The organism is Fulvivirga kasyanovii, assembly GCF_009711405.1.
Taxonomy (GTDB): domain Bacteria; phylum Bacteroidota; class Bacteroidia; order Cytophagales; family Cyclobacteriaceae; genus Fulvivirga; species Fulvivirga kasyanovii.
The window spans coordinates 1-20,465 of record NZ_SMLW01000566.1; the positions used below are offsets into that span (position 1 = coordinate 1).

Sequence of the window (20,465 nt, forward strand, 5' to 3'; positions counted from 1 at the left end):
ACCAAACTTTCGGAAGTTTAGTAAAGCCGCAATTTAGCCCTGTAAGCTGCCATTCTAAAGATAAATATACCGGCCAAAAAGTGTGTATTTGCAGGTGTCCGACCGCCTTAGTTTAAAGCATTAGAGGGGATTATAGGCAGTTTTGATAAACAGTGGACAATTCAAACAGTGAACTGCATGAGCCGAATAAAAAAGCTATTCGGCTCAAAAATTACTTTATTTTGAGCCGAATAAGTTGTACATTCGGCTCATGATGTACAATTGGCAGCACAAAAATTGGCCTGACTTCGAGTATAACGTTCCTGAATTGGAAACCAAATTATTGACATACGGGATTAAAAGTGGTCAAATAGAAGGGCTTATAACAGGGCTTCCAATGGATAGAAAGTATGATGCCATCATTGACTTCATGGTGTATGAAGCTCTAAAAACCTCAGAAATAGAGGGTGAATACTTGAGTCACGCAGATGTATATTCATCCATTAAAAAGAACCTGGGACTTAAACCTTCAAAAGAAAATATTACAGATGAACGTGCCAAAGGTATTGCTGAGCTAATTGTAACCTTAAATAAAACCTTTGAAAAGCCACTTTCTGAACCGATGCTTTTTAACTGGCATGCTACATTAATGAAGGGTTTCAGAAAGATTAATTCTGGTCAATGGCGGACTCATGCCGAGCCTATGCAGGTGGTATCCGGTACCATTGGTAAGGAAACTGTACATTTTGAAGCCCCTCCTTCTAAAAATGTACCGAACGAAATGAAAGCTTTCATTGATTGGTTCAATAGCACTGCACCCAACGGTAAAAATACGATTGGAAATCCTCTTGTCAGGTCTGCCATAACTCATTTGTATTTTGAATCCATTCACCCTTTTGAAGATGGAAATGGGCGGATTGGAAGGTTTCTGGTAGAAAAGGCACTGTACCAGGGCATGGGCAAACCACTGATTATCAGTTTGTCTAAAACCATAGAACAGGACAAACAGGCTTATTTTAATGCCTTAAAACAAGCACAACGGACGCTTAAAATTACCGACTGGATCAATTACTTCACCCAGGTTATTATTGATGCTCAGGAAGATGCACAAAAATTGATTTCATTTTCCATTAAAAAGACAGCATTCTTCGATCAACACAGGCAAACACTTAATAGCCGGCAACTTAAAGCGGTCTCAACTATGCTAAAATCAGGCCTTGAGGGGTTTAAAGGAGGCATGACCGCAAAAAAGTACATGTCTATTACACACACCTCCAAGGCCACCGCGACAAGAGACCTTCAAGAGCTTTTTGAATCCGGTGTTTTACTAAAAGAAGCAGGTGGCCGAAGCACACACTACCTACTTAATTTGTAGAGTTTACAATTTACAGTTCACTGTTCACCGTTTTCTGTTTACTGTTTACTGTTTACTGCTTTTAACCGTTTACCGCTTACCCTTCACCACCCAACACAAATCACCTCGGTCTTCAGACTTCAGCTCAGTCCATCGCTCACCAAAACCACCAAATCAAATCCTATCCAGTACCCTCTTCAAGCGATCCCTGACCTCTCCCGCTATACCTTCAAGGTCCTTGTTCCCGACGGCCTGCATCGAGGCTACGGGATCAACTACTGCTACGTCTATGGTGTCTACATCTTTCTGCTGTACGATGACATTGCAGGGCAGCATGGTGCCGATCTTGTCTTCGGCTTGCAGGGCTTTGTGTGCAAACTGAGGGTTGCATGCTCCCAATATCTTGTAAGGTCTGAAGTCCACGTCAATCTTCTTTTTGAGAGTATCCCTTACATCAATTTCAGTAAGTACGCCAAAGCCTTCCTCTTTTAAAGCCTCTGTCACTTTTTGAATGACCTCATCAAAATGGGCATGTTTGATTAATTTGTTGCTATAGTAACTCATAATTACCTCCGTTTTTAATGTAAAACTGCTTATATCACAACTTGTTTTTCCTCTTTAAGATTTTCCTCCTCCAAAGGGTTCTGCATACGCACCATGATCACTACTGCTGACAAAAAGGTAAGTATGCCTATGACCAGAACAGGCACAAGCATACCCAGCCAATCGGCCAGCAAACCTGTAACAATGGCCCCAATAGCATAACCCAGGTCGCGCCAGAACCTAAACACTCCAAGGCTCTGTGCCCTGTCGTACGGGTGGGTGAACGCTGCAATAGTGGCGAGGAATGTAGGGTAAACCAATGCCGTACCTAATCCCAGTCCTATAGCCAGCACAAGAAAGTGTGCGAAGCTGGTGGCCTGCATAAACAATAGTATGCTCACCGCTTGTAGCAGCATGCCTCCATAGAGCATGCGTTTCTTGTTCACATGGTCAGCCATTTTTCCTGTAAAGAGCTGGCCGATGCCCCACACCGCCGGATAGGCAGCAGTTATCACTCCTACCTGCTCCAGGTCGAACCCCCGGTAAGTCAATATCAAAGGCAGCAGCCCCCACATCATACCGTCATTGAGGTTGTTCACCAGACCGGCCTGTGTCACAGAGCCAAGATTCCTGTCTTTCCATGAAGTATCCGAAAACACATGCTCCAGCCGTTTCACCTGATTGCTTTCAGCTTCCTTTTTCACATGGTGATGGGTTTCCCTGACCAGGAAAATGCTGCCAAGCAACCCGGCAAAAGCAAGGCCGATGCCCAGATAAAACGGGTAAGGCCGTAAGCCATATTCCGATGCTATGTACCCCGTTAAGAATGCTACCACCGCTACCGCGAGGTACCCGGCAAATTCATTCAGCCCCATGGCAAGCCCGCGCTGCTTCTCGCCTGCTATATCTATTTTCATTACCACGGTACTGCTCCAGGCCAGTCCCTGATTAACCCCCAGCAGTATATTGGCAGCTATGATCCACTCCCAGTTTCCGGCGTACATGAGTATAAAAGGTACGGGAATACCTACCAGCCAACCGATAACCAGAAGTTTTTTCCTTCCCAGCCTGTTAGCCAACGCACCGGTAAAATAGTTGGAGACAGCTTTAAAAACACCAAACACAACTATAAAAGAGAGTATAGCCGTTTTTGCCGCTATATGGAATTCAACCTCTGCCAACCGGGGCAGTACACTACGCTCAAGCCCCACCATCCCTCCTACGAAAGCATTAATGACAACCAGAAGCAGAAACTGCAGCCAATTTTCTTTTAAACCAAGCTTCACGTGCTTAGTATTTCCCATTATTAAATCTATTTGCCCGTCTAAATCAAAATTACGGAATTATAAGGCTGCTTAAGTAACATTGGTTACATTTCAAGGCGTACAATATTGTAATTTTGTATAATGATTAATTAAAACCCTTATGATAAAAACAATATCTCTGATGATGATCACTACCAGCCTTTCCCTGGCTGGCTGCAAACAAAACTCAGAAAATGGAAAAGAAGAGATGAAATCTGTACAGCAGGCCGGTAAGATGGAGCGGGTGAATAGTGAAAGATTTGAAGCTTTGTTGCGTGAATATCCTGATGCCCAGCTCATAGATGTAAGAACTGCCCGGGAATATAACGGTGGTCACCTGGAAGATGCCATAAACATAGATTATAATTCACCTGCATTCAAAACCCAGATCAGTGAACTTAAAAAAGATAAACCCGTGTTTGTTTACTGCGCAGTAGGTGGCAGAAGTGCAGCAGCATCTTATATACTCAAAGACCAGGGTTTCACACACATAGTTGATCTGGAAGGTGGTATTACAGACTGGAAAAAGAGTGGAAAAAGCTTAAAACAGGACTAATTGAAATCATGAACTATCTACAACTCATTGCTGACTCTTACACAGGGTACGCCAACTACCTCTGGCAGGAGATCACCTCCCCTTCATGGCATAACTACTTCTACTGGCTTATCGCCGTGTCGCTGTTCTTTTTTGGTGTAGAGTGGTTCAGGCCGTGGCGCAAAGACCAGCCCCCTTTCCGCAAGGATTTCTGGCTGGACGTGTTCTACATGTTCTTTAATTTCTTCCTGTTTTCACTGATCATTTACAATGCCGCCTCTAATGTGGTAGTGCAGTTTTTCAATGACCTGCTGGCTTCCATTGGTATCACCAACCTGCTGGCATTTGAAGTGATGAGCTGGCCGGTATGGGCGCACCTGCTTATCGGGTTTGTTGTACGTGATTTTGTCCAGTGGTGGGTCCACAGGCTGCTACATAAAGTACCGGCATTGTGGGAGTTCCATAAAGTGCACCATTCGGTAGAGCAGATGGGTTTTGCCGCACATCTGCGTTTTCACTGGATGGAAAACATCGTCTATCGCACCATCGAATATATTCCTCTGGCTTTGATCGGTATCGGGTTAAGGGATTTTTTCATTATCCATATTTTCACCCTTGCTGTCGGGCATTTCAATCATTCCAATTTCAAATTGAACCTCGGGCCGCTAAAGTACATTTTCAACAACCCTCAAATGCACATCTGGCACCATGCCTATGACCTGCCAAAAGATAAGCCTTTGGGAGTAAATTTCGGCCTTACCCTCAGCATATGGGACTACCTTTTCAAAACGGATTACATTCCCTATGACGGTAAAGACATCAGGCTGGGCTTCCCGGGAATAGAGCAATTCCCTAAAGGCTTTGTAAAGCAGAACCTGCATGGCCTTACCAGAAGTAAAGCCTCCTCTGCCCCTCATGAGGCAGGTACAAAGGCAGCATTGCAGCCAATAGCTCCTGAAAAAGACAAACTGGCTACCTGATAATATACACGAGCGGGCATAGGAAGATTGAGGGCTAAAATCCTGAATAAGTATGAGCAAATTTTAAGCAAACCTTAAGAAAAAGCTTAAAAGAACTTAACTTATGCTCACGGATATTTGTACTATGAGAATTCTGATTGTAGAAGATGAGCCAGGAATAGCCAATTTCCTGAAACAGGGACTTGAAGAAGAGTCTTTTGCCGTAGATACTGCAGAGGAAGGACATAAAGGGCTCGAACTGGCCCTGTCTGGCGAATATGACCTGCTGCTGCTGGACTGGATGGTGCCGGGAGTCAGTGGCATTGAAATATGCCGGCAATTCAGAAAGACTTATAAAGAAACACCCATTATTTTCCTCACGGCTAAAGATACGGTTGAAGAAACCATTTTTGGGCTACAGGCCGGAGCTAATGACTACATCAGGAAACCTTTTCATTTTGATGAGCTTCTGGAGCGTATTAAAGTACAGCTACGTCCAAAATCAGGAGAACATCACCTGTTTACCCTTGGCAACATTACCCTAAACACAAATACTCACCAGGTTTTTAAAAATGATGAGGAGATAGTGCTAACCCAAAAGGAATTTGCGCTTCTGGAATACCTCATGCGCAACAAGGGCAAAGTTTGCCGGAGGACGAGGATTATAGAAAGCGTATGGGACATTCATTTTGAGTACAACACAGGTGTAATCGACGTTTATATCAATGCACTAAGAAAAAAGCTGAAGCTCGGCAAGGATGAGAATTACATTCAAACAGTAAGAGGAGTCGGATATATAGCCCGTGAGGTATGAAAACCACCTTTAAGAACAGAATAGCACTTTACTACATGATCGCAACGGCTATCGTAGTGGCGGTACTGTATGCTGTGTTGTATTTTACCGTTAAAGGCACCGTTTACCAAAACATTGACAGCACCCTCTCCTATGAGGCCAATAAACACACGAAGGAAATAAAATTTGTTGGGGATACCATATACTTTATCAACAAAGCCGAATGGGAAGAAAGAGAACACCGTGAAGCCCAGGTCAATCCTGTATTTATCCAGATCCTCAATGACAATGGCAGGCTTATGGACAAATCCCCAAACCTGAAAGAACAGCAACTGCCATTTTATCAATCCAGGTTTGGAGAGCATTTCGACACCAGGCTTAATAACAGAGCCATCCGGCAGGTGCAGCTTCCGGTCAGGCATAACGGTGCTACCAGGGGATATATCCTGGCTGCAGTATCACTGGAGCCTGCCCGCGAAATACTCAGAGACCTGAATTCTATTCTGCAAATCTCCTACCCCATGGTATTGATCGGGCTGTTTTTCATTTCCCGGTTCCTTGCCGGCAGAAGCATTATCCCGGTCAGGAGGATTACGGATACTTCCAGAAGGATCACGCAAAACAATTTAAAGGAACGCGTACCGCTTCCTGCCAATGAAGATGAGCTTTACGATATGGCAGACTCCATTAATGCACTGCTGGAACGCATCGAAAATGCCATGCAACGGGAAAGACAGTTTACCTCTGATGCCTCTCATGAGTTAAGGACACCCCTGTCGTCATTGCGGGGTACGCTGGAAGTTTTGATCCGGAAGCCCAGAACGCAGACTGAATATGAAGAAAAGATCAGATATAGCCTGACGGAAATTGACCGCATGACAGGTATACTCGAGCAATTGCTTCTGTTGGCCCGTTTTTATGACACACGCAAACCCAACCCCGAAGACCAGGTGGCGCTGATAGCACTCATCGATGAAATCCTTTCAAGGCAAACCCCGGCCATAGAGCAGAAAAAGTTAAAGATAAAATTTGATGCACCGGCTGAAGACACCATTGTGCCCAGGTATTATGCCAACCTCATTCTTGATAATGTAATCAACAACGCCATAAAATACTCTGACCCTCAGAAAGAAATCCATATCCACATCATTAAGTCGGGGGACAACGTCATATGCAAGGTAGAGGACCAGGGAATAGGCATTAAACAAGAGGATATAACCCACCTGTTCAATCCTTTTTTCAGGTCCGGCGCCTTGGACCATAAGCACATCTCAGGAACAGGCTTGGGGCTGTCAATTGCCCAAAAAGCCGCAGAAGCCATTAATGCCGAATTGTCTGTTGACAGCGAGTTGCAAAAAGGCACAACCGTCACTATAAAATTCAACCGGCAGTAAAGCAGCCACAATTATTCTTATTAACCACTCCAGGATTCATTCAAAATACCAATGTGTACCTTACTGGTTTGCCCTTAACCCAACCTTATAATACAAATTTTAAGCAAATTTTAAGAATAGGCTGAGAAAAGCCTTAGACGATGGGTAGCAACTTTGGTGTATCAATTAAAGGCTACAACATGTTAGAACGTATCATCAACTACAGTATCCATCACAAACTTATCATACTGCTTATTGTAGCAGGCATTACCGGCTTTGGTGTGTATTCGCTTATGAATATACCTATTGGTGCAGTGCCTGACATTACTAATAACCAGGTGCAGGTGATCACAACTTCTCGCAACCTTTCCACCCAGGATGTAGAGAAATTCCTGACGTACCCGGTAGAACTGGAGATGGCCAATCTGCCGGGCGTAAAAGAAATTCGCTCGGTTTCAAAGTTCGGACTTTCCGTAGTGACCATAGTTTTTGATGATGATATTGGCACTTATCTGCCACGGCAGCTTATAGCCGAAAAAATCAAAAATGCCGAAGGGAAAATACCGGCTGGCTTTGGGCAACCTTTTATGGGGCCGGTTTCTACAGGCTTGGGCGAGATCTACCAGTATGTTATTGATGTAGAACCTGAATACGCAGGTCAATATACCATCACCGACATACGGACTATTCAGGACTGGGTGGTGAAACGCCAGCTTTCAGGTATACCCGGCGTAGTGGAAGTTAATACCTGGGGCGGATACCTTAAACAATACGAAGTAGCGATCAATCCGGAGCGCCTCAAAGCCATGAAAGTCCCGTTAACTGACATATATGAAGCCATGGCAAAAAACAACAGCATTGCTGGTGGCGGGTATATAGAAAAAACCAATGAAAGCTATTTCATTCGGGGAGAAGGCCTCGTAAGCACTATCGAAGACATTGAAAATGTGGTGGTCACAACGCGAGACGGCGTACCGGTTTATATTAAGGATGTAGCCACTGTCGGGTTCGGACATGCCACACGCTTTGGGGCCATTACCGGTAATGGTGAAGGGGAAAAGGTATTGGGGCAGGTCATGATGCTCAAAGGGGCCAACTCCAAAGCGGTAATTGAGGCCGTGAAAGCACGGGTGAGTGAAATACAATCATCATTGCCTGAAGGTATTGTTATCAACCCTTTTCTGGAACGTAGCGAGCTGATTGGTAAAACCACCTTTACCATTGCAGAAAACCTGATCCTGGGGTGCCTGATCGTGATATTTGTGGTGGTGCTGCTCCTGGGCAACCTGCGGTCAGGGCTGGTGGTGGCTTCTGTCATTCCCCTGAGCCTGTTCTTTGCCTTATCGCTGATGTATATTTTTGGTGTAGATGCCAACCTGATGAGCCTGGGGGCCATCGATTTCGGGATCATTATCGATGGAGCGGTGATCATCGTAGAGTACATCGCTTATAAAATAACCAGCGAGAGAAACAAACTGCTGACACTCCCCCTCCATGAAAGAAGGAGCTTTATCGATAATATCACGTTCCAGGGAGCATCTAAAATGATGCACTCAGCAGTGTTCGGCCAGTTGATCATTATCATTGTTTTTATCCCGATCTTCTCACTGATCAATGTAGAAGGCAAAATGTTCAGGCCTATGGCATTGGTCTTTTCCTTTGCACTCATAGGTGCCATGATCCTTTGCTTTACCTATGTACCGGTTATGTCCTCCCTGTTCATCAAGCCATCGGCACAGCAAAAGACATCTATCTCATCAAGGCTCATTTCATTTCTCGAAAGAAAGTACGAGCCGGTTATTAAGTGGGCCCTGAGGCGGAAAGCTGCGGTATTGACCATGGCTGGCATACTTTTGATCGCCGTGGGCGTCCTGTTTAGCAAAATGGGCGGAGAGTTTGTACCCACACTGGATGAAGGCGATTTTGTGATCCAGCCGGTGCTGAAAACCGGAACCTCGCTAAGCAAAACCATTGAGATAACCACCCGGATAGAGCAGATACTCAAAAGGTTTCCCGAAGTAGACCAGGTGGTAAGCAGAATTGGCGCTGCGGAGGTACCCACAGACCCGATGTCTATGGAAGAAAGTGATGTGATCATCAAACTGAAGCCAAAAGGTGAATGGGTATCTGCTGAGAGCAAGGATGAACTGGCTGATAAGTTCAAAGAAGCACTTGCCGATATCCCGGGCATCGACTATGAGTTTACACAACCCATTGAAATGCGCTTTAATGAGCTTATCACAGGTGTACGTGCCGACCTGGCCATTAAGATCTTCGGTGAAGACCTGGATGTGCTTTACAAAAAAGCCCTGGAAGTACAGCGGGCCATTCAGCATGTAGAAGGCGCAGCGGACATTACGGTAGAAAAAATTGCCGGCCTGCCCCAGATGTCGGTCCGGTATGACCGGCAAAAAGTGGCCAAGTACGGACTGAACATAGCCGATCTCAACCAGATCATCACTACAGGTTTTGCCGGCTCTGCTGCAGGGACTGTATTTGAAGGCGAAAAGCAGTTTGACCTTGTACTCCGCTTTGATAAGGAACACAGAAAAGATATAGACAATATCAGTAAAGCCTCCATCCAAATGGCTGATGGCAGCCAGCTTCCACTTAGCGAGTTTGCCACAATTACCTATGCCAAAGGCCCCGCTAAAATATCGCGTGATAATACCAAGCGTAGAATTGTAGTCGGTGTAAACGTTCGGAACAGGGATTTGGAATCGGTGGTACAAGATGTGCAGGGAATCATTGGCAGTCAGATTAAAATGCCAACAGGATACACGGTAGAGTATGGCGGCCAGTTTGAAAACCTGAGAACAGCCAAAGAACGGCTGATGATAGCCGTCCCCATAGCCCTTTTGCTCATTTTCATATTGTTGTACTTCGCATTTGGCTCAGTAAAAGAAGCTTTGATGATCTACAGTGCCATACCTCTTGCTGCTGTCGGAGGTGTGCTGCTGCTCTATATCCGTGGCCTCCCTTTTAGCATCTCTGCCGGTGTTGGTTTCATAGCGTTGTTTGGTATTGCTGTACTTAATGGCATTGTGCTTATTGAGCACTTTAAAGAGCTAAAAGCGCACGGTATGCATGATATCAACAGACGTATCATTACCGGGACTAAACAACGTTTACGACCTGTACTACTCACTGCTTCGGCCGCAGCGTTAGGTTTTCTGCCTATGGCAATCTCCACCTCTGCCGGGGCCGAAGTACAGCGGCCCCTGGCTACTGTAGTAGTGGGTGGCCTGATCACGGCAACGGTACTTACGCTTGTAGTTCTGCCAGTGCTATACGCCATTTTTGACAGGAAGCCACAGAAATCACACATAAATGCACAACCCAGCCTGGTTGTACTGGTGCTGCTGATATTGCCATTTGCTGCCGGGGCACAAACACAGTCATTGACTTTAGATGAGGCCATACAGATCGCGCTAGAGAACAACAAAGGCCTGCAAGCTTCAGCCGAACGTATTGAGCAAAGCCAGCAGCTTACCGGCACTGCTTTTGATCCCGGCAAAACCGAACTCTACTATAGCTATGATGAAAACAACCTGGCAGAGAACGGGCTGCCTCTAAAAGTCTGGGGCATCAGCCAGTCCATACAGTTTCCCTCAGTGTATGGTGCAAAGAAAAATGTACAGGAGAACCAAATAAACCTGGCAAAACTACAATACGATCTGGATGCGGCAATGATCTCCAAAGAAGTATCCAAAGCATATTACAGAGTCATTTATTGGCAAAACGTAGTCAGCTACAATCAATATCTTGATAGTTTATATAGCCATTTTGCCCTGGCAGCCAATCGCAGGTTTGAATTGGGGGAAAGCAACTACCTTGAAAAGATCACTTCCGAAAGCAAGCAAAGAGCCATAAAACTCTCACTGCAACAGGGCCGGGAAGAAGTGAGCAAGGCATACCTGCAACTACAGCAGTGGATGCAGTCAGACTCGGCCTTTATCATCTCAGCCGTTGAAATGCCTCGCCTTGCCCCGGAGCTAAGCTCCCCGGCCGACGCAAACCACCCCGGCCTAAAGCTATACCGGGAGATGCAGCAGCTCTCGGGAAACTACCTGTCGGTAGAAAAGCGGCAGATGCTCCCTGACCTCAGAATTGAGGCTTTTCAGGGCACAAATAATGGTTTGAATGCCAAAACATACACCGGCTTCCAGGTGGGCATAGCAGTGCCTTTGTTTTACGGAAGTTATAGGTCACGCATTGCATCGGCACGTACAGAGGCCTCCATACGAGCGTCCGAAACTAAAAACTATAACATCAAACTCAATGCAAAATTTCAGTCTCTGGTTGCGGACCTGAGACAGTACCAAAATGCGCTGGACTACTACGACACTAATGGCAAAGCATTAGCGGAAGAGTTGATTACACATGCTTCCAGATCTTTTCAGGAAGGAGAGATAGACTTTTTGCAGTATGTCCAGCTTTTGGAGCAAGCCGGTGATATTGAAATGAACTACCTGGACAACCTGCTCAGGTACAACCACACCATACTTGAAGCCAACTATGTATTTTAAATTAAATCTGAAACTACTCAGGACATGAAACTTATAAAGATCAACGGAATATTTTTAGCAGGACTCATCACCATGATATCCTGTACTGCAAATGCCCCCGAAACGGAGGACATTTCAAAGAACACAGACACGGACAACACCATCACTTTGACCAAAGAGCAGTTTACCTCATCATTGATGGCAATGGATACTTTCAGCATCCATAGTTTTCCCCGCTCCGTGGCGGCCAATGGGACGATTGACGTACCTCCTGAAAATAAGGCTTCCATAAGCGCTTATTTTGGCGGCTATGTTAAAGAGATCAATCTACTTCCGGGACAACCTGTAAAACAAGGCCAGGTATTGTTCACATTGGAAAACCCGGAGTACATAAACATGCAAAAGGAATACCTGCAAGCCAAAAGCCTGTTGAGCTATCTCAAAGCGGATTACGAGCGCCAAAAAGAACTGGCCCGTGACAGGGTAACTTCTCAAAAGAATTTTCTGAAAGCAGAATCAGATTATAATGTTACGCTGGCCAATTACGAGTCTTTGAAGAAAAGCCTCAGCCTGATGAACATCAATACCAGCCTGCTTGATGAAAGTAACATCAGGTCAACGATTACGGTTACCGCGCCCATTTCCGGCTTCATCACCCGTGTAAATGCCGTCAAGGGTATGTTTTTAAACCCGGCAGATATTGCGGTATCGATCACCAATACTGAGCATTTGCACCTGGAACTAAGCATTTTTGAAAAGGACATACCTTCTGTCAGCGAAGGCCAGCCGGTTAAATTCAGGATCCAGGATGACAACAGAGAGCATATAGCCCATGTTCACCTGATCGGAAAAACAGTTGATATGACAAACAGGACCATATCCGTTCATGCCCATTTAGACGATGAAGCACAACAAACACTCACCCCGGGCATGTATGTTGAGGCCGAAATAATGACTTCAGCCCATCCGGCAGCAGCACTCCCTGAGGAAGCCGTGGTTAATATTGAAGAAAAGTCTTACGTATTGGTTAAAAAAGCAGGAAGTGATGGAAGCATAATCCTGGAAAAAAGAGAAGTGGAAACGGGCCTGAACCATCAAGGGTATATTGAGATCTCCAACAGCAAGGAATTTGCAGCAGGAAGTGAATTTTTGGTTAAAGGGGCATTCAATTTAATTGTGGAATAAAACTCTTACCCTAAGTACCGAACATCGGGCAGGAAATTACGTTGGCATAAGTTCAGTAACCTGAGTTTTATGTCACCAAAAGAACTAGTCACCCAATGGGTCAGGCTTTTCAACCAGGGCAGCGCTGCAAAATTGGCTGAGCTGTACCACACCGATGCGATCAACCATCAGGTAGCAGAGGAACCTGTCAATGGCCGGGAAGCCATAAAAAACATGTTTGAAAACGAGTTCGCCCATGCTGACATGCACTGCATAGTGGAAAATCTGTTTGAGGATGGCGAATGGGCTATCCTGGAATGGAAAGATCCTTTAGGCCTCAGAGGCTGTGGCTTTTTTCATGTCACAGACGGCAAAATCAAATTTCAGAGAGGGTATTGGGACAAGCTGTCATTTTTGCGACAGCAGGGTTTGCCCATCCCTAAAAAATAAAGGGCTGTACCAAAATCTTGATACAGCCCGGAAGTTTGTTTTGTTTAAAGGTAAATACTAGTACCCGGAAGTTACAAATTCAATACCCTTATCCAGTACTTCGTTCCAGGCCTCGCGTGTCTCCCTGTCAAACTTTTTATCGTGCTGGATAATTGCATTCAACAATGCACCCTTCCATAAAATATAAAAACGTGGCTCAATATTTAGCCTTGCACGGCTATGGCTCTCTTTGATCCTTCTCAGGCCTGACTGTCCTGCAAAGTTACCGGCAGCATACATGATCATTAAATTAAGGCCATGCCGCAATAGTTTATGCTGTTGCTCAAAATCCGTATGTTTAAACCTTTCCGCTACTTCATTGCTACTGGAAAGGAATTTCTGATAAAAAGTCTCAAGCATGTTACCATTATTGAGGCACCTTCCATAACTATTCTGTACAAGTGTGATTTTATCAGTCGTTGCAAGATTTTCCATCATGTGACTTATTTATGTGTTTTAGTTGTATCGTTTCACTTATTATCAACCCCAACGTATCCGGTCGCAAAGAACCTGTTTGTTTTTCTTATGCTTTGTAACTTCTGTTACAATGGCCAGTCCACCCTCCGGATCATCAGATCTGCCGCAAGTGGCGCAAGAGGCGCAATGATATTACACAATAAGTCATAAAAGGATGACTTACGACAGTAAAAACACTGATCAAAATCATTTATATTTTTTAGAGAATATTTTCGTATTTTATTCCTCCAATGTTATCCACCTTAACCCCATAAAACATGGCACAATTTGTTTCATATGACCCCAACGTCAAAGTAAACGGCCAAACCATCATGTCTGTAGTCAATGCTATGGAATTTGGCCAGGAAACAAGGCTCAATATTTTGAAAAAACACGGCCTTGTCAATATTAACGCCGAAGAGTGGTATGATCAGCAGAAGTGGCTGAATGCCTTTAAAGAAATCTATAACAATATAGGAGAGAACACACTTTATATCATAGGAAAGGCCATACCTGCAAACGCCAAGTTTCCTCCTGAGATAGATACCCTTGAAAAAGCCCTCAATGCCATAGATGTAGCCTATCACATGAACCATACAAAGGGAAAGATCGGCAATTACAAAGTCACCGAATTTGATGCGGAGAAACGGCAGGCGATAATGGTTTGTGACAACCCATACCCGAGTGATTTTGATCGTGGCATCATCACCACCATGCTCGTCCGCTTTAAGCCCAAAGACTCTACCAAATACAGCGTAACGCTGGATGACTCAAAAGGAAGCAGGCTGAAGGGCGGAGATAGCTGCACCTATATTATTAAATGGTAGCTGATCGGCTCTTCAGGTTTTCAAAACTTGTCACCTTAAATAACTCCGTAAAACACGCTGACCATTACGCTCTAGTGCCAGAAAAAGCTGTCATAAATCAGTTTATGCCACAGCTATGAGTCATTTTAAAGCTTAGCTGGCCTGCTTAACATTGTTTCTTACGTTTAAAAAAGTAAAAGCAATGCATGATATAACCAACATGAGGGAGCTGGTGGCTTACTACTTACGATTGATTTATGAAGCTGAAAGGGAACTCAGTCAAACTTTGCCTAAAATAAAAGATGAGATAAACTCACCGGCCTTGAAAGAATTTATAAGTGCCGAAGTTGATGAAAAGAAGAAACAACAAATGCGGCTGGAGATGCTTTTCGTTCTCCTGAAAGAAGAGCCCTCAGCCACTTGCAGCGATGATATAGTAAAGTACCTTATATCAACCAATAGTGTATTACGGGAAAAATATGGAAGTAATGAGGCATCTGATCATATGACAATAACCCTATATCAGGCTTTGATCAATTATATCGTCAACATTCATAAGGAGGCCATAAAATGCTCGGATGCTCTGGGTTATGATGTAGTTTCAAGAATGCTTAAAAGATCTTTAGAGGAAGAACGGAAACTCTCCCAAAAATTAGAGTATTTGGAAAAAGCATATGCCCCAAAAGAGCAGGACCCCTCACTATACCGATAGCGATTTATTGGAACAAACGTAAAACCTGTGGAGTAAATAGATTGGAAAGTAAAACAAGTAATGTAAAACTTGCCACTGAAAATCAGTAAACCGCGCTTATTGTTATATTATACGAGTTTGTCTGCTGCTTTTGCCGATTGCTATTAACAACTGTCTGTCAGCAAAGAGGTAAAAATTTAGGGGCTCCCCAGAAATTCCGCTTGATCCTGCATTTGCCGATTGCTATTAAAAAAAGAAGGCGGAACCTAATCCGCCTTCCGGATAACATAGTTTAGTGCCTTTTGAAGCAGTTATTCTATGTTACCTGCATAACCAAAACCTTCGATCAAGCGACTGCTTTTTATTACAATCATCGGACGGAATAGTTTCATGCCTGTTGAAGCATTTATGTCTACTATCCTGTTTACCTCAATCAGCAAGACTTTGACTATGTTTATAATATAAAGGTACTACCATCAATAGCCTTTTTCAGTGATCAGGATCATCAACTGCCAAGACCTTTATCATGCATGGATTTCTGCCATACAGGCAACATTAACTGGCATGATAAAAATCACCAACTACCCGCTCGTTTATCATTATTTAAGGAGCGCATAAGAGGTAATATTACCTTGAAAAAACACATCAACCATGGATAAGATATTTGAAGATAAAGTAGCCCTGGTCACCGGCGGGGCATTTGGTATTGGTAAAGCAACCGCAATAGCATTTGCGCAACGAGGAGCCAAAGTAGTGGTCGCCGACTGGATTGAAGACCTTGAAACGGTGGATACGATAAAAAAGGCTGGCGGTACGGCCTTGTTTGTAAAGTGCGATGTTTCTGATACGGGAGATGTTGCCTCAATGGTACATAAAACCATTGAGCAATTCGGCAGCCTGGATTATGCAGTGAACAATGCTGGTATTGAAGGCGAAACTGCACCTGCTCACGAATGCAGTGAAACGAACTGGGACAAGGTACTGGGAATCAACCTCAAAGGTGTATGGCTTTGCATGAAACATGAAATACCTATTATGCTTAACCAGGGTAAAGGTTCTATAGTAAATGTGGCTTCAATCGCAGGTTTGGTCGGATTTCCAGGACTTCCCGCGTATGTCGCCAGCAAGCATGCAGTAATAGGCCTTACAAAAACTGCCGCTCTGGAAAATGCCAAGCTGAACATCCGCATCAACGCTGTGTGCCCCGGAGTGATCAAAACACCCATGGTGGACCGCGTAACAGGAAAAGACAAAACCGTAGAAAAAGCCTACGAAGACATGGAACCCGTAGGACGTATGGGCCAACCCGAAGAAGTGGCCGAAGCTATCATATGGCTTTGTTCCGACGCCTCATCTTTCGTAACCGGCGAGTCCATGGCCGTAGATGGAGGGTGGATAGCAAGGTGATTAGTTTCAATAGGCAAACCAGTAGGCAATCGGCAAGAGCAGTTGGCAAATTGGTTCTTTTTAAGGAATTCGTAGCCAGTAATTGATGGAACTGTAAACAAGCAACCAGAAACCAGTAAGCCAGTAGGCAATCGGCAAAGGCAGTAGACAAATTTTGTGAACTAGAAACCAGAAAACCAGAGACTAGTACCCAGCAACCAGAAAACTCACCCCAGGCTCACATCCAATATCATCATAATGATGAAGCCGCCGATGAAGCCGAGGGCGGCGAGGTCGGTGTATTTGTCTCTTTGGGTTTCGGGTATTACTTCTTCTATTACCACGAAGATCATGGCTCCTGCGGCGAAGGACAGTGCGTAGGGTTGTATAGAGCGGATGGAAAGTACGAAAGCTGCCCCGGCTACCCCTGCTATCGGCTCTACTATGGCTGACATCTGCCCCCACCAAAAGCTTTTTAACCGGGTCAGGCCTTTTCTTCTCAGTGGAACTGCTACTGCCGTACCTTCCGGGAAATTTTGCAAACCTATGCCCAATGCCAAAGCGATCGCCCCGCCCAGTTCAGCCCCCTGTACATCGGAAGCAATGGCACCAAAGGCAATGCCTACAGCCAGGCCCTCGGGTATATTGTGCAATGTAATGGCCAACACCAGCAGCGCAGTACTCTCCCAACTGGTTTTGACCCCTTCTTTTTCAGTATCAGGAAAGTTGATATGAAGATGAGGCAGGATTTTATCCATACCATATAAAAACATAGCTCCGACAAAAAAGCCAACTGTAGCAGGCACCCATTGGGGAACACTCAGGTCTTTCGACATATCAATAGCCGGTGCCAGCAGGGACCAGAAGCTTGCCGCAACCATAACACCGCCGGTAAACCCAAGCATAGTATCCAGCACGCTCTGCTTCATATCCTTAACCAGAAAGATCATGGAAGCACCTGCTGCGGTCATCAGCCAGGTAAACACCGTAGCCACCAGCGCCGCATATAAGGGATCCAAACCTTCAAAAAAAGCAGTAATCGATTCCACAATATTTATTATTAAACCAGAATCCTTCTCCCTACTTAATGAAAAAAGTCCACAAAGTGTTTAACTTTCAGAATCTATAATTTAGAGGTTCAAACGTTCACTATTGATTGTTTTGGCTCATACTTTTACTATGTAGTGGTTAAGGTACAACCAATAACCAGTCGCCCAGAACACCAGAAACCAAAAAGCCAGTAACTAGAAAAGCCAGAAACTAGCAACCAGAACACCAGAAAATGAAAAACTTTACCATAACAGGCACTTATACCGACCTTTATCAGCTCACCATGGCCCAGGTTTATTACCTGACGGGAAAGAGCAATCAGGAGGCGGTATTTGATTATTTCTATAGAAAAAACCCATATGAAGGAGGCTATACGATCTTCGCCGGGCTGGGTACACTGTTGGAGGTACTACAGGACATCAGGTTCACCCAGGAGGACATTGAATACCTTAAACGAATTGGACTAAATACAGATTTTGCGGAAAGTCTTGCGGATTTTCAATTCAAGGGCACGGTGTACTCCGTAAAAGAAGGTGAAGTTATTTTTCCAAATGAGCCCATACTGCGATTGGAAGGCTCAATAGTAGAAGCTCAGATCGTAGAAACGCTCCTGCTCAATATACTTAATTTCCAGTCACTAATTGCTACCAAAGCTGCCCGTATCAGGTCAGTTTCTGGCGACAGGGTGCTGAGCGATTTCGGACTTCGAAGATCCCAGGGAACGGGAGGATACCACGCCACCAGGGCAGCATTTATTGGCGGTTTCAACTCTACCAGCAATGTGAAGGCTGCCCATGATTTCGGTATTCCGGCGGTGGGTACTATGGCACACTCCTTTATCCAAAGCTATGACGATGAGCTTTCCGCCTTTCGGGATTTTGCCCTCAACAGGCCGGACAACTGCATTTTGCTGGTCGACACCTACGATACGCTAAAATCAGGAGTGCCCAATGCCATTGAAGTAGCCAAAGAAATGAAAGCCCGCGGACAACGCCTGCTGGCCGTGCGACTGGATAGTGGTGACTTGGCCTATTTATCCAAGAAAGTAAGGAAGATGCTCGATGATGCAGGGTTTCAGGAGGTAAAGATCACTGCCTCCAACCAGCTTGACGAATGGGTGATCAAAAGTCTTGACGACCAGGGCGCCCCTATTGATATCTTTGGTATAGGCACCAGCCTGGTAACCGGAGCACCTGACGCTGCCCTGGATGGCGTATACAAGCTCTCCTACTCCAACGGCAAGCCCCGCATCAAGCTGTCTGAAAACCTCAAAAAACTTACGTTACCTGATAAGAAACAGGTACACCGGGTGATCAATGGTGACGGCCGCTTTTTCGGGGCTGATGTAGTACTTAAGGCCGATGAACACAATCCGGACATGATGTACCATCCGTCAGAACCTGATAAATCCTTAAGCCTGCAGGACATGAAACAGGAGCCTCTGCTCCATAAGGTAATGGAAAACGGACAAACTGTTACGCCCTACCCTTCCCTGCAAAGCATAGCTTCGTATTGCCAGGAGAGGCTGAGCCTGCTCCCTGACGAACACAAACGTTTTTACTACCCGCATGTTTATAAAGTGGGAATCAGTGAAACACTGTTGAAGGAAAGAAATGAGTTGAAAAACCAGTATAAAAAGTAAGCTACATGGATGCGTTGATGATCGTAGATATTCAAAATGATTTTACTCCCGGTGGTAGCCTCGCCGTACCTCAGGGCGATGAGATCATTCCTGTGGTTAACGAGCTTCAAAAATCATTTGAACTTGTAATAGCCACACAAGACTGGCATCCTCGGGAACACAAAAGCTTTGCAAGCAATCATCCCGGGAAAAAACCCTTCGAAACCACAACGCTTCAAGGGCTGGAGCAGATCCTATGGCCCGACCACTGCGTACAGGGCACTACAGGGGCTGAATTTCATGCCGGACTGCACCTAAATAAGGTAGAAGCCATATTCAGGAAAGGCATGGACACTGAAATAGACAGCTACAGTGGCTTTTACGACAACGGCCATAAAAAATCTACCGGCCTGGCCGGGTATTTAAGGGAAAGAAAGGTTAAAAATGTCTACATCTGCGGGCTGGCGGCTGATTTTTGTGTTTTTTACACTGCGAAGGACGCCCTGAAAGAAGGTTTTGGTACCTATATGATAGAAGATGCCACCAGGGCCATTGACCCGGCAGGGTTTTTAAAGGCAAAGGAAGAAATCAAAGCCCTGGGTGGAAAGGTGATTATGAGCAGTGATATCTGAACAGCGGATCAGTAACGAATAAAGAGTCACCAGCCGCCAGCTCCCCTACTTATGCCTGCTTAAGAATGCTTTTATTCTCCAACAAAGCGTTTAGATGTTGCGTCATGTCTTCTGTGCTTTTAAAATTGTGTTGATTGTAGATCCCTGCCAGCCCGTCCAGTTCTTCCATTTCGCGGTTATACGACTCTACTTTATCAGCAAAATTCAGTTGTTCCCGGTTGATCTGTCCGCATTTTAAAGCCGAATTAATGCGCTTACTGCACCGGCAAGCATTGGCTGTATTGTAAACACCGCAATGCGCATTTAAGAATGACCCCAGCAATTTCCTCGACAGTTCCACTCTTTTCCTGAAATTGTCGGGTTTTACTCCTGTTATTTTAGCCGCAACACTGCTTTTAATTTTTAATATACTGCCCAGAATGAAAGCCATGCGCAAATCCCGGTCCAGGCATTGCAACATCGCCAAAGTGCACCCCGTCTTTAGCTCTTCCTCCAGCAAGCTTTTGTCCGGCAGTGCATATTCCACCGGCCCTTTAAAAGTCTGCAGATCTGCAGCAAAAACATCAAACGAGGTAAGCTTCTTTTCCAGTGAGGTTGTTTTCAGGCTAATCAGGTAATTAGCAGCAATACGGTAAACCCATGTATTAAATTTGCTGTTGCCTTTAAACTTACTTAGGTTGGTGATCACCCTGATCAATATTTCCTGTGTGGCATCTTCTGCATCGGCACGCTCCCACAAAAAGCGAAGGGATAAATTAAAAACCAGCCCTTGCACCGACTTCACCAGAATGGTAAGGCTTTGTTTGTTCCCTTCCAGGCAAG

The 20,465-nt window shown here is 44.9% G+C and carries 18 protein-coding genes; 13 read left to right on the top strand and 5 right to left on the bottom strand.

Features of this window, described 5'->3' with window-relative positions:
- The first annotated feature begins 253 nt into the window (after positions 1–253).
- Positions 254–1,354, top strand: a complete 1,101-nt coding sequence (locus tag E1163_RS14455) for a Fic family protein (RefSeq protein ID WP_246223694.1) — start codon at positions 254–256, stop codon at positions 1,352–1,354.
- A gap of 153 nt (positions 1,355–1,507) precedes the next feature.
- Here E1163_RS14455 and E1163_RS14460 read toward each other — a convergent pair whose 3' ends face one another.
- Positions 1,508–1,897, bottom strand: coding sequence for a DUF302 domain-containing protein (locus E1163_RS14460; protein WP_155173013.1), 390 nt, complete (start codon positions 1,895–1,897; stop codon positions 1,508–1,510).
- A 29-nt stretch (positions 1,898–1,926) separates the two neighbouring features.
- Positions 1,927–3,180: an MFS transporter gene (locus E1163_RS14465; protein WP_155173016.1), complete on the bottom strand. Its 1,254-nt coding sequence runs from the start codon at positions 3,178–3,180 to the stop codon at positions 1,927–1,929.
- Positions 3,181–3,301: 121 nt separating this feature from the next.
- On the opposite strand from E1163_RS14465, the gene E1163_RS14470 reads away from it, so the two are divergent.
- The 7 genes from E1163_RS14470 (at position 3,302) to E1163_RS14500 (ending at position 12,962) form a co-directional block, all read left to right on the top strand.
- Positions 3,302–3,736, top strand: a complete 435-nt coding sequence (locus E1163_RS14470; RefSeq protein ID WP_155173018.1) for a rhodanese-like domain-containing protein — start codon at positions 3,302–3,304, stop codon at positions 3,734–3,736.
- An 8-nt stretch (positions 3,737–3,744) separates the two neighbouring features.
- A complete protein-coding gene (locus E1163_RS14475) occupies positions 3,745–4,695 on the top strand; it encodes a sterol desaturase family protein (RefSeq protein ID WP_155173020.1) in 951 nt (316 codons plus the stop codon).
- Positions 4,696–4,819: 124 nt separating this feature from the next.
- Positions 4,820–5,488, top strand: coding sequence for a response regulator transcription factor (locus tag E1163_RS14480; RefSeq protein WP_155173022.1), 669 nt, complete (start codon positions 4,820–4,822; stop codon positions 5,486–5,488).
- Complete coding sequence (locus E1163_RS14485; RefSeq protein WP_155173024.1) at positions 5,485–6,861, top strand: sensor histidine kinase; 1,377 nt, start codon at positions 5,485–5,487, stop codon at positions 6,859–6,861. Before E1163_RS14480 ends, E1163_RS14485 begins: the two co-directional genes overlap by 4 nt.
- A 179-nt stretch (positions 6,862–7,040) precedes the next feature.
- Positions 7,041–11,369, top strand: a complete 4,329-nt coding sequence (locus tag E1163_RS14490) for a CusA/CzcA family heavy metal efflux RND transporter (protein ID WP_155173044.1) — start codon at positions 7,041–7,043, stop codon at positions 11,367–11,369.
- Positions 11,370–11,393: 24 nt separating this feature from the next.
- Positions 11,394–12,533 carry an efflux RND transporter periplasmic adaptor subunit gene (locus tag E1163_RS14495; protein WP_155173026.1) on the top strand — a complete coding sequence of 380 codons (1,140 nt, stop codon included), beginning with the start codon at positions 11,394–11,396 and terminating at the stop codon, positions 12,531–12,533.
- Between the two features lie 69 nt (positions 12,534–12,602).
- Positions 12,603–12,962, top strand: a complete 360-nt coding sequence (locus E1163_RS14500; protein ID WP_155173028.1) for a nuclear transport factor 2 family protein — start codon at positions 12,603–12,605, stop codon at positions 12,960–12,962.
- 57 nt (positions 12,963–13,019) lie between these two features.
- On the opposite strand, the gene E1163_RS14505 is transcribed toward E1163_RS14500, so the two are convergent.
- Positions 13,020–13,439, bottom strand: coding sequence for a globin family protein (locus E1163_RS14505; protein ID WP_155173030.1), 420 nt, complete (start codon positions 13,437–13,439; stop codon positions 13,020–13,022).
- A 296-nt stretch (positions 13,440–13,735) separates the two neighbouring features.
- Here E1163_RS14505 and E1163_RS14510 point away from each other — a divergent pair, with 296 nt between their 5' ends.
- From E1163_RS14510 to E1163_RS14520, 3 genes are all read left to right on the top strand, one after another.
- Positions 13,736–14,284 (top strand): hypothetical protein, encoded by a 549-nt coding sequence (locus E1163_RS14510; RefSeq protein WP_155173032.1) that lies wholly within the window; start codon positions 13,736–13,738, stop codon positions 14,282–14,284.
- Positions 14,285–14,465: 181 nt separating this feature from the next.
- Positions 14,466–14,975: a DUF892 family protein gene (locus tag E1163_RS14515; protein WP_155173034.1), complete on the top strand. Its 510-nt coding sequence runs from the start codon at positions 14,466–14,468 to the stop codon at positions 14,973–14,975.
- 630 nt (positions 14,976–15,605) lie between these two features.
- Entirely contained in the window at positions 15,606–16,361 is a 756-nt protein-coding gene (locus E1163_RS14520) for an SDR family oxidoreductase (protein WP_155173036.1), read from the top strand.
- 206 nt (positions 16,362–16,567) lie between these two features.
- On the opposite strand, the gene E1163_RS14525 is transcribed toward E1163_RS14520, so the two are convergent.
- A complete protein-coding gene (locus E1163_RS14525) occupies positions 16,568–17,389 on the bottom strand; it encodes a ZIP family metal transporter (RefSeq protein ID WP_343033833.1) in 822 nt (273 codons plus the stop codon).
- A gap of 233 nt (positions 17,390–17,622) precedes the next feature.
- Here E1163_RS14525 and E1163_RS14530 point away from each other — a divergent pair, with 233 nt between their 5' ends.
- A complete protein-coding gene (locus tag E1163_RS14530) occupies positions 17,623–19,032 on the top strand; it encodes a nicotinate phosphoribosyltransferase (RefSeq protein WP_155173038.1) in 1,410 nt (469 codons plus the stop codon).
- A gap of 5 nt (positions 19,033–19,037) precedes the next feature.
- Positions 19,038–19,643 (top strand): bifunctional nicotinamidase/pyrazinamidase, encoded by a 606-nt coding sequence (gene pncA / locus E1163_RS14535; protein ID WP_155173040.1) that lies wholly within the window; start codon positions 19,038–19,040, stop codon positions 19,641–19,643.
- A gap of 49 nt (positions 19,644–19,692) precedes the next feature.
- On the opposite strand, the gene E1163_RS14540 is transcribed toward pncA, so the two are convergent.
- Positions 19,693–20,465 (bottom strand): RNA polymerase sigma factor (locus tag E1163_RS14540; RefSeq protein ID WP_155173042.1); only part of this gene is annotated, 773 nt, incomplete at its 5' end.